General features: G+C 69.9%; 10 protein-coding genes and 1 pseudogene. 3 read left to right on the top strand and 8 right to left on the bottom strand.

Annotated features, from left to right (window positions below):
* Positions 1–10: 10 nt before the first annotated feature.
* The 6 genes and pseudogenes from AX669_RS01430 to AX669_RS01450 all read right to left on the bottom strand — a co-directional run bounded on the left by AX669_RS01430 (position 11) and on the right by AX669_RS01450 (position 5,148).
* Complete coding sequence (locus AX669_RS01430) at positions 11–793, bottom strand: urease accessory protein UreD (RefSeq protein ID WP_062256139.1); 783 nt, start codon at positions 791–793, stop codon at positions 11–13.
* A gap of 117 nt (positions 794–910) precedes the next feature.
* A complete protein-coding gene (gene ureG / locus AX669_RS01435; protein ID WP_082740464.1) occupies positions 911–1,675 on the bottom strand; it encodes an urease accessory protein UreG in 765 nt (254 codons plus the stop codon).
* Between the two features lie 79 nt (positions 1,676–1,754).
* Entirely contained in the window at positions 1,755–2,525 is a 771-nt protein-coding gene (locus AX669_RS01440) for an urease accessory protein UreF (protein WP_197418824.1), read from the bottom strand.
* A 95-nt stretch (positions 2,526–2,620) separates the two neighbouring features.
* On the bottom strand, positions 2,621–4,354 hold the full coding sequence (locus AX669_RS01445; RefSeq protein ID WP_369815049.1) for an urease subunit alpha: 1,734 nt from the start codon (positions 4,352–4,354) through the stop codon (positions 2,621–2,623).
* A gap of 183 nt (positions 4,355–4,537) precedes the next feature.
* A pseudogene (ureB, locus tag AX669_RS13755) lies at positions 4,538–4,834 on the bottom strand (urease subunit beta); the annotation flags it as partial.
* A gap of 11 nt (positions 4,835–4,845) precedes the next feature.
* Positions 4,846–5,148 carry an urease subunit gamma gene (locus tag AX669_RS01450; protein WP_062256145.1) on the bottom strand — a complete coding sequence of 101 codons (303 nt, stop codon included), beginning with the start codon at positions 5,146–5,148 and terminating at the stop codon, positions 4,846–4,848.
* 216 nt (positions 5,149–5,364) lie between these two features.
* Between AX669_RS01450 and AX669_RS01455 the strand changes: the two genes are divergently transcribed.
* Together AX669_RS01455 and AX669_RS01460 are read left to right on the top strand one after the other, a co-directional pair.
* Positions 5,365–6,228: a DUF692 domain-containing protein gene (locus tag AX669_RS01455; protein WP_062256147.1), complete on the top strand. Its 864-nt coding sequence runs from the start codon at positions 5,365–5,367 to the stop codon at positions 6,226–6,228.
* A gap of 119 nt (positions 6,229–6,347) precedes the next feature.
* Complete coding sequence (locus AX669_RS01460; RefSeq protein ID WP_038570072.1) at positions 6,348–6,833, top strand: hypothetical protein; 486 nt, start codon at positions 6,348–6,350, stop codon at positions 6,831–6,833.
* An 80-nt stretch (positions 6,834–6,913) separates the two neighbouring features.
* Here the strand turns inward: AX669_RS01460 and AX669_RS01465 are convergent, their stop codons facing one another.
* Positions 6,914–7,366, bottom strand: a complete 453-nt coding sequence (locus AX669_RS01465; protein ID WP_062256151.1) for a pyridoxamine 5'-phosphate oxidase family protein — start codon at positions 7,364–7,366, stop codon at positions 6,914–6,916.
* 258 nt (positions 7,367–7,624) lie between these two features.
* Between AX669_RS01465 and AX669_RS01470 the strand changes: the two genes are divergently transcribed.
* Positions 7,625–7,828 carry a hypothetical protein gene (locus tag AX669_RS01470; RefSeq protein WP_006947152.1) on the top strand — a complete coding sequence of 68 codons (204 nt, stop codon included), beginning with the start codon at positions 7,625–7,627 and terminating at the stop codon, positions 7,826–7,828.
* Positions 7,829–7,892: 64 nt separating this feature from the next.
* Here AX669_RS01470 and AX669_RS01475 read toward each other — a convergent pair.
* On the bottom strand, positions 7,893–8,271 hold a 379-nt coding region (locus AX669_RS01475), incomplete at its 5' end, for an FUSC family protein (RefSeq protein ID WP_197418826.1).

The following is an 8,271-nucleotide window of genomic DNA, read 5'->3' on the forward strand; positions in this document are numbered from 1 at the left end:
CGACCCGCCGTCAGCGCCGTAAGGGGCTGAGGTGGACGTCGTCACCCAGCCAGCGTTCGATGCGTCCAGGCGCGAAGAGGTCGAGGCGCGTGACGCCTACCGGGAGGTCATGACCCACCGGCGCCGAGCCCAGCATCGTCGAGTCCGGGCGCGTTGACTCCGGCGCGGCGGCTGCCGGCTTTGCGGCGTCTGCCCGCGTCAGTGCCCCCGGCGCCCGCTGCAGGATGGCGGCCGCGCCGAGCGTCGTCACCTGATCGACGACGCGGCGCCCGCCGCGGATGCCGGGCGCGTCGTCGTCGGCTGCGAGGCGAAACTCCTCGACGAGCGCCGGGCGCCCCGCATGAGAGATGTCCGTGCGAGCGACGAGTTCGCCGCCCGCCTCACCATGGCGGCCGAGGACGAGGGTGTCGCGCAGCATGAGCGACCCACCGTCGGCGATGTCCGCACGAGTCGTCCGGGTGGCGCGGGCGTCGGTGGCGACGACGAACGGCTCCCCGGGCCAGCGAAGCGACGCCCCCTCCGCCACGCTCAAATTCGCCGACCAGGAACACGCTCCCCCACGCCCGGCGTAGGCGACCGTCGCCGCGACCTCGACGATCTCGAGTGCGACACCGTCACCGACGACGATGTCGAGTTCGGCCTCGTCACCCGCGAGCAGCAGAGCCGTCGTCGCGACGAGGGCGACGCGCGCGGACGTCGGCGTCACCCGCAGGATGCGCGGCGCAAGCAGGCTCGAGCGGGTACGGACCCGAACGGCTGAGCCCGCGGCGCCTCGTTCGACGTGGAGCTTCATCGCTCACCACCGGCCGGCCGGGGAGCCCACGCTCGCGCCTCCTGCTCCGCGAGGACTGAAACCCGGCCAGGCGCCATGTGGTGTTTCGGCCCCCAGGCCGCGCACGGCTCGCGTCGCTCAGTGCGTGTGAGTGACGCCGTCATGCGTGTGCTCACCCTCGCTGTCGGCGTGGACATGCGGCGCCATCGGACCCGGATCCTGCGCGACGTGCCCGCCGCCTTGGTAGGCCGCGAGCACCTCGCGCACCCAGGCCGTCAATCGCTCGACGGAGGCCGCATCCGTGCGCGACAGCGCGATGACAGGGCGTCCGTCACGAGCCTCACGGCCCTGCTGCTCCATGAGTGCGGCGTCGACCCCGACATGCGGCGCAAGGTCTGTCTTGTTGACGACGAGCAGGTCGGCGCGTGCGATGCCCGGCCCGCCCTTGCGGACGACGTCACCGCCGCCGGCGACGTCGAGGACGAAGATCTGCGCGTCGGCGAGGGCCGGCGAGAACGTCGCCGTCAGGTTGTCGCCGCCCGATTCGACGAGGACGAGCTCGACGTCAGGATGGTCGGCTGCGAGATCCTCGACGGCGACGAGGTTGGCGCTGACGTCATCACGGATCGCGGTATGCGGGCATGCCCCGGTCTCGACGGCGCGAATGCGATCGACGTCAAGAACGCCTGCGGCCCTGAGCATCTGGGCATCTTCGTCGGTGTAGATGTCGTTCGTGATGACGCCGAGCGAGATCTCCTCGCCGAGTTCGCGGCACAGCATGCCGATGAGCGAACTCTTGCCCGTACCGACCGGACCGGCCACCCCGAGCCGCATGGGGCGCGATGGATTCGATGCCGCGTCACGGCGCGAATCGACGCCGACCGTGATCTTCTGGGACGTCATCGCGCCCTGTCCGGCGGCGGGCGTATCGATGCCGGAAGTGGCGGTGGCTTCACTGCCGGGGCGCGAGGTCATGGCGATCTCAGACACGGAACAACTTCCTCTCGGTGTCGGCGTGAGCGGCATGCCACGCCTCGAGCTGGGGTGCGGAATGGACTGGGATGTCGTACGGCGCGACCAGGTCGGCGCAGGCCGCGACGAGGTCGTCGAGATGGGACGCCGAATCGAGCGTCCAGGCCACGGCATCCACAGGGTCGAGCGGTTCGAGCTTCAACGCGGCGGCGGTGACACTCTGGACGTCGTCATATCCGACGACGCGGGCGACGGACGCACCGTCGAGGCCCAGCTCGCCGGCGAAAGCGCCGAGGACGGCGGCGCGGGCGGTGAGCGGGCGGGGCAACCCCTCGAGCCACTGTGCCGCGGGGCCGTCAGGACGCAGCCGGTGCACGAGGCGCAACATCGCCCGCCCCTGGGCGATCGACGAATCACGCACCGCCGCGACGGGGTTGCGGGCCGCCCAGGCCCACGCGACGTCCTCGGACGCGAACGCGGGCTCGGGCACGGGCACGGGCTCGGCCGTGGCGGCATCCCCGCCTTGCGTGCAGGTGCACCCGGGTGCACCTGCACGCAGATGACGGACGGCGGCGGACGCGACGACGGCCGTTCCCGCCTCGACGCGTGCCACCGTCGCGAGGCGCATCGCGATGAAGGCGGGCACCTCGTGCACCGGCAACCCCCCGAGCAACGCCGGTTCGAGACCACCTGAGGCGGTGTAGCCGCCAACAGGCAGCCTCGAATCAGCGAGCAGCAGGCTCGCCATCCCCGCACCGTCCGTCGCCGCGTCGGGCCTCATGACGCCACCGCCCCGCCCCTGCGTGCAGCTGCACCCGGGTGCATCTGCACGCCGGACGTCGGACGTGGGAGCTGAGCCGCAGCAGGACATGGCGATCAGAAGAGCGAATACCGCTGCGCGAGCGGCAGTTCCGTCGCCGGCTGCGGGGTGACGAGCTCACCGTCGACGGCGATGGCGAACGTCTCGGGGTCGATGTCGATGCGCGGTGTCGCCGAGTTGTTGATCATGTCGGCCTTCGTCACCTCGCGTGTCGGCCGCACGGCTTCCACCTCCCGCCGCAACCCGAGCGACTCCCGCAGACCATTCTCTGCAGCCGCCGGCGACACGAATGACACCGCGAGCGACGCAGCGTCGTCCGCCACGAGCGCCGGGCGCATCAGCACGGGCTGTGGCGTCGGGATCGACGCGTTCGGGTCGCCGAGGGCAGCCCACACGATGGCACCCGACTTGAGGACGACGGACGGCCGCACGCCGAAGAACTTGGGCTCCCACAGCACGAGGTCGGCCAGCTTGCCGGGCTCGATCGACCCGACGAGATGGTCGATGCCGTGCGCGACCGCCGGGTTGATCGTGTACTTCGCGACGTACCGACGGGCACGTTCGTTGTCGGCCGGCAGCGTCTCGCCGAGCGAGCCATAGCGTGACTTCATGACGTGCGCGACCTGCCAGGTGCGCGTGATGACCTCACCGATGCGACCCATCGCCTGAGCATCGGAGCTCGTCATCGACAACGCGCCGATGTCGTGGAGCAGATCTTCGGCGGCGATCGTCGTCGCCCGGATGCGCGATTCGGCGAACGCGAGATCTTCCGCCACCGCCGGGTTGAGGTGATGACACACGATGAGCATGTCGAGGTGCTCGGCGACCGTGTTGACGGTGTGCGGCAGCGTCGGGTTCGTCGAACCGGGCAGGACATTGGGGTGCGACGCGATCGACATGATGTCGGGCGCGTGCCCGCCCCCGGCGCCCTCGGTGTGGAAGGCGTGGATGCTGCGCCCGCCGATGGCGCGCAGCGTCGAGTCGACGTAACCGGCTTCGTTGAGCGAGTCACTGTGCAGCGCCACCTGCAGCCCGTGCTCGTCGGCCGCGCGCAGGGCAGCGTCGATGGCGGCGGGCGTCGCGCCCCAGTCCTCGTGCACCTTGTACGCTGCCGCGCCCGCGAGCGCCTGCTCGGCGAGGCCCTCGGCGCTCACGGTGTTGCCCTTGCCCATGAGCAGCAGGTTGACGGGCAGGTGATCCAAGCCGCGCAGGACGCGCCCGAGGTGCCAGGCACCGGGTGTCACCGTCGTCGCCTTCGACCCCTCGGACGGGCCGGTACCACCGCCACCGAGCGTCGTCAGACCGGTCGCGAGCGCTTCGTGCACCTGCGACGTCGACAGGAAGTGCACATGCATGTCGATGCCACCGGCGGTGAGGATCTTCCCCTCCCCCGCGATGACGTCGGTGCCCGGGCCGATGTGGAGATCCGGGTGCACGCCGTCCGCGACATCGGGGTTGCCGGAGCGGCCCAGCGCGACGATGCGCCCGTCACGGATGCCGACGTCGGCGCGCACCACACCCCAGTGGTCGAGGACGACGACGTTCGTGATGACGGTGTCGAGCGCCCCGCCCGCGCGGGTCGTGAGGCCCTGCGCCATCGACTCGCGGATCGACTTGCCCCCACCGAAGACGGCTTCCTCGCCGCCGACGGTGTGGTCGTGCTCGACCTCGATCCACAGGTCGGTGTCACCGAGACGAATCTGGTCACCCGTCGTCGGACCATAGAGCGCGGCGTACGCGTCACGTGTGATGGTCGTCGGTTCGGACGGCCGTGGGCGGACAGCCGGCACCTCGGGGTGGGACGCCGTTCCGCGCGGGACCGTAACACCGGGCCCGATGTCGTCGTGTGACTTGCCGGCCCCACCTGCGTCAGCCTGCGAGGTAGCTCCGAAAGACGCGGCCGTGTCGCGTATCTGCAGCCCCGGCACACGCCGCTCGCCCCGCAACGCGACGAGCGCCACCTCGCGGCTGACGCCCGGTTCGAAGCGCACCGACGTGCCGCTCGGGATGTCGAGGCGGTAGCCCTGCGTCAGCTCGCGGTCGAACGCGAGGGCCGCGTTGGCGTCGGGCAGATGCAGGTGCGAGCCGATCTGGATCGGCCGGTCGCCCGTGTTCTCGACGACGACGCGCAGCCGTTCGTTCACTGAACGATCGGCATTGAGCGAGATGTGCCCCGGGGCGACGCGGATGGCGCCAGGAGCGCTCGTGGCCCCGGGGGTTGCTGGGTCGTCGGCTGCGTCCTGCGGCCGACGGCCTGAGTTCGCTGACATGGCTCGTTCCTTCAGACGATCGGGTGATGGAGGGTGACGAGCTTGCGGCCATCGGAAAAGGTGGCCTCGACCTGAATGTCGGGGATCATCTCGGCGACGCCCGGCATCACCTGCTCACGTGTCAACACCTCGCGTCCGGCGCTCATCAACTCTTCGACACTGCGACCCTCGCGGGCACGTTCGATGACCCACGTCGACAGCAGCGCGACGGACTCGGGGTGATTGAGCAGCACGCCGCGCTCGAGTCGATCACGCGCCACCATTCCCGCGACGGACAAGAGCAGCTTCTCGGTGTCGGCGGGCGTCAGATGCATGGCAGGAGGTTAGCGAGGCGATGTTTCGCGGGTGTTTCGCCGGTCCTGGCGGAGGGGAGGTGACCACGAATCGTCGCGAGTACGGCGGGCCGGAGCCGCAGCTGCGCGAGAAATACACATCTGCCCGAGGAATGTGCGTCATATTCCTGGAGCAGATGCACAAGAGTCGAGCAGGTGACGTCACGCCACACCTGTCGGTGCGGCATCATGCGAGACATGAGCATCACGACGTCCGACGCAACACGGCCCGCACCGGCCACGTCGATGCCTGCGGGCGTCGGCATCGGATGGCGCCCCGAGATCGCGGACGTCCTCGCCGCCCAACCGGGCCTGACGTGGGTCGAAGTGGTCGCCGAATCCGTCATGCACGGCATGCCGCCAGCCCTGAGGCAGCTGCGCGAGCGCGGCGTCACCGTCCTCCCGCACGGGGTGAAGCTCGGGCTCGGTGACGCCGAGGGCCTCGACGCCGACCGCGTCGCCCACTTCGTCGGGACGGCCGCCATCACGGGCGCGCCGCTCGTCAGTGAGCACATCTCGTTCGTGCGAGCGGGTGGTGTCGAGGTCGGCCACCTGACGCCGCTGCCGCGCACGCGCGCCGCCGTCGACGTGATGGTGCGAAACGTCCGCAGCGTCCAGGCCGAGCTCGACGTCCCGCTCGCGCTCGAATGCGTCGCGGCGCTCTTCACCTACCCCGAGGACGAGATGAGCGAGGCACAGTTCATCACCGAGATCATCGAACGCACCGACGCGCTGCTGCTGCTCGACATCGCGAACGTCTACGCCAACGCCCGCAACCACGGGGGCAATGCGCTCGAGACGGCCCTCGCGATGCCCCTCGAACGGCTCGCGTACATGCACGTGGCGGGTGGGGTCGAGAACGACGGGATCTACCACGACACGCATGCGGCCGCGGTGAATCCCGAAGTGCTGCACCTCATCTCGGAGCTCTCGAGACGCACGACATTCCCGGCCGCGATGCTCGAACGCGACGGCGACTACCCGCCTGCCGAGGAGTTGCTCACGGAGCTCGATGCCATCGCCGACGCCGCCGGCATGCCGCGCGTCACGGCCGCGCAATGACGATCCACCGCGCATCGTCGACGGGCGGGCACAGCGACAGTTCGACGTCCGCGCCCGTATCCGCCGACGAGGGGGGCCGCCCCCACGAGTTCGACGGCAGGACGGAGGCCGCGTCCCCCATGGATTCTGCGTCGGATGAACACGCTGATCTCGCCGCACGCCAGGCGCAGATCGTGGCAGCGTTGACGGGGTTGGCGTGCGTCCCGGCAGGCTTCGACGCCCGTCACCTCGACGTCGCGCGGCGAGCGCTGCTGCGCAAGCGAGCGAACGAGCTGCAGTTCGTGTGGCCGATCCTCATCGCGTCACTCGGCGCGCGATTGCACCCGTTGTTCGCCGAGTTCGCTCGCGAGCGTCCGACGCGTGGCTCGCGCGCTGACGGTCACGCGTTCGCGCAATGGTTGCGCCGACGCGGCGAGCTCCCCCTCGCCGCCGACCTCGAACTGGCCGAGGCACGCCTGTTCTGGACGTTTCCGACCGACGCGTCCGGCAGGCCGACGGCGTCGGTGCGGCGCACGTCCCGCGTCGCCGTCGAACGGTTTCCCGGCGGTATGCTCGTGCGCCGCGGCCGTCGCGTGACGACGCTCGGACGCCCGTCTGAACGGTAGACACCGACCTGAACGATAGACACCGACACAGAACCGTTCGCGGTCGACGCCCGCTGGCCGTGGACGGAAATCGCAGGGGGTCAGGGTTGCATGTGGCGCCAGGGCTTGGAGAGCTGGAAACGTCGGCCGGTGATCTCGTTCACGGTGATGCGGACGACCGTGTGTTTCTCCGTCGGCACCCAGGGGCGCAGCGGCAACTGTTCCGCACGAGCCTTTTCGGCGCCCTCGAGCACCTCAGCGCGTCCTCGGACGATGACGCTCGACGCCTCGCCGTCGCCGAACCGTCCACTGCCGTTGAGGTCGTCGACCTCGAACGCGACGTCGGAGTTCATCGTCACCCCGAGCAGTTTGCTGCCCTCGGCCGTGCGGAAGAAGATCGCTCCCGCGTCGCTGACGTAGTTGATCGGGACGATCTGCGCCTCACCGACGAGCGTGTATGCCAGTCGCCCGAACGCGTGCTGCGCCAGGAACGCCCAGCACTCGTCCTCGGCGAGGGCGTTGATGACGTCGTGGTCGGCCTGGAAGTCGGGCATGGTGGTCTCCTTCGGGCGGGCGTGTCCTCGTGCCGTTCTCGACATCACCAGCTTGCCGCGTCGAAGCCTCCGATGGGGCAAGACGCGTCCGGGCCCTTCGTCCCTGCCCGCTCGCCCCGTTCCCGCACTTCGACGAGCCACGTCCGCTCCTCACTGTCTTCAGCAACGAGCGCTCTCGACGGGAGGGGCGCATGCCTCGCCGCGTCAGGGCCAGCGCGATTACCCTGGGAGGAGCGACGGGACGAGGGAGGAAAGCACATGCTGGCCGCAGTGTTGCTCATGATCGTCTCGGGTGTGCTCATGGTCGCGATCGTCGCGTTCCTGCTCATCATCAACACCCGCATCGAACGGCAGCAGCGCGAACGCTACTTCGGCGACATCAGCCACGTCCGCATCCCCGACAACGCCCGAGAACTGTCGAAGCCGGCGAAACGCCCCAAACCGCCCTATCGCCCCTTCTGACGGCGATGCACCTCACCCATCTGCGATCTTCGTCCACATTCGGCTTCGCCCGCCCCAGGCACCGTCAGTGCGCGGGGTCGCGCACGACCAGCAGGACGACGAGGGCGACGCCGCAGCCGATGAGCGTCTCGACCGCGCGGTCGACGAGTAGCGGCCCGACGGGCACCTCGTGCACGATCTGCCCCATCATCAGCGCGAGCGGCGTGATGCACAGCAGCGCGAGCGCGTAGTTGCGGCCCACGAGCAGTTCGGCGCCCACCTGCAGCGCCGCGATGACGAGCACCGCCGCGAAACCCTGGGGGTGCCACGGCAGGATGGCGGCCGCCGCGAGCACGCCGAACAGCGTGCCGACGAACCGTTGACCACCGCGGATCATGCGCGCCCGGTGCGTCGCGCCGGACAATCCCGCGACGGCGGCAACCATCGCCCAATAGGGATGCGAG

Source organism: Dermacoccus sp. CCH2-D9, from assembly GCF_001556795.1.
Lineage (GTDB): Bacteria > Actinomycetota > Actinomycetes > Actinomycetales > Dermatophilaceae > Dermacoccus > Dermacoccus nishinomiyaensis.

What these genes read in the sequence shown, in the direction of transcription:
- AX669_RS01470 (WP_006947152.1), top strand. Translation starts at nt 7,625, where the DNA reads ATGCTGGCCGCAGTGTTGCTCATGATCGTCTCGGGTGTGCTCATGGTC.
- AX669_RS01460 (WP_038570072.1), top strand. Translation starts at nt 6,348, where the DNA reads ATGGATTCTGCGTCGGATGAACACGCTGATCTCGCCGCACGCCAGGCG.
- AX669_RS01465 (WP_062256151.1), bottom strand. Translation starts at nt 7,366, where the DNA reads ATGCCCGACTTCCAGGCCGACCACGACGTCATCAACGCCCTCGCCGAG.
- AX669_RS01455 (WP_062256147.1), top strand. Translation starts at nt 5,365, where the DNA reads ATGAGCATCACGACGTCCGACGCAACACGGCCCGCACCGGCCACGTCG.
- AX669_RS01440 (WP_197418824.1), bottom strand. Translation starts at nt 2,525, where the DNA reads ATGAGGCCCGACGCGGCGACGGACGGTGCGGGGATGGCGAGCCTGCTG.
- AX669_RS01450 (WP_062256145.1), bottom strand. Translation starts at nt 5,148, where the DNA reads ATGCATCTGACGCCCGCCGACACCGAGAAGCTGCTCTTGTCCGTCGCG.
- AX669_RS01430 (WP_062256139.1), bottom strand. Translation starts at nt 793, where the DNA reads ATGAAGCTCCACGTCGAACGAGGCGCCGCGGGCTCAGCCGTTCGGGTC.
- ureG (WP_082740464.1), bottom strand. Translation starts at nt 1,675, where the DNA reads ATGACGTCCCAGAAGATCACGGTCGGCGTCGATTCGCGCCGTGACGCG.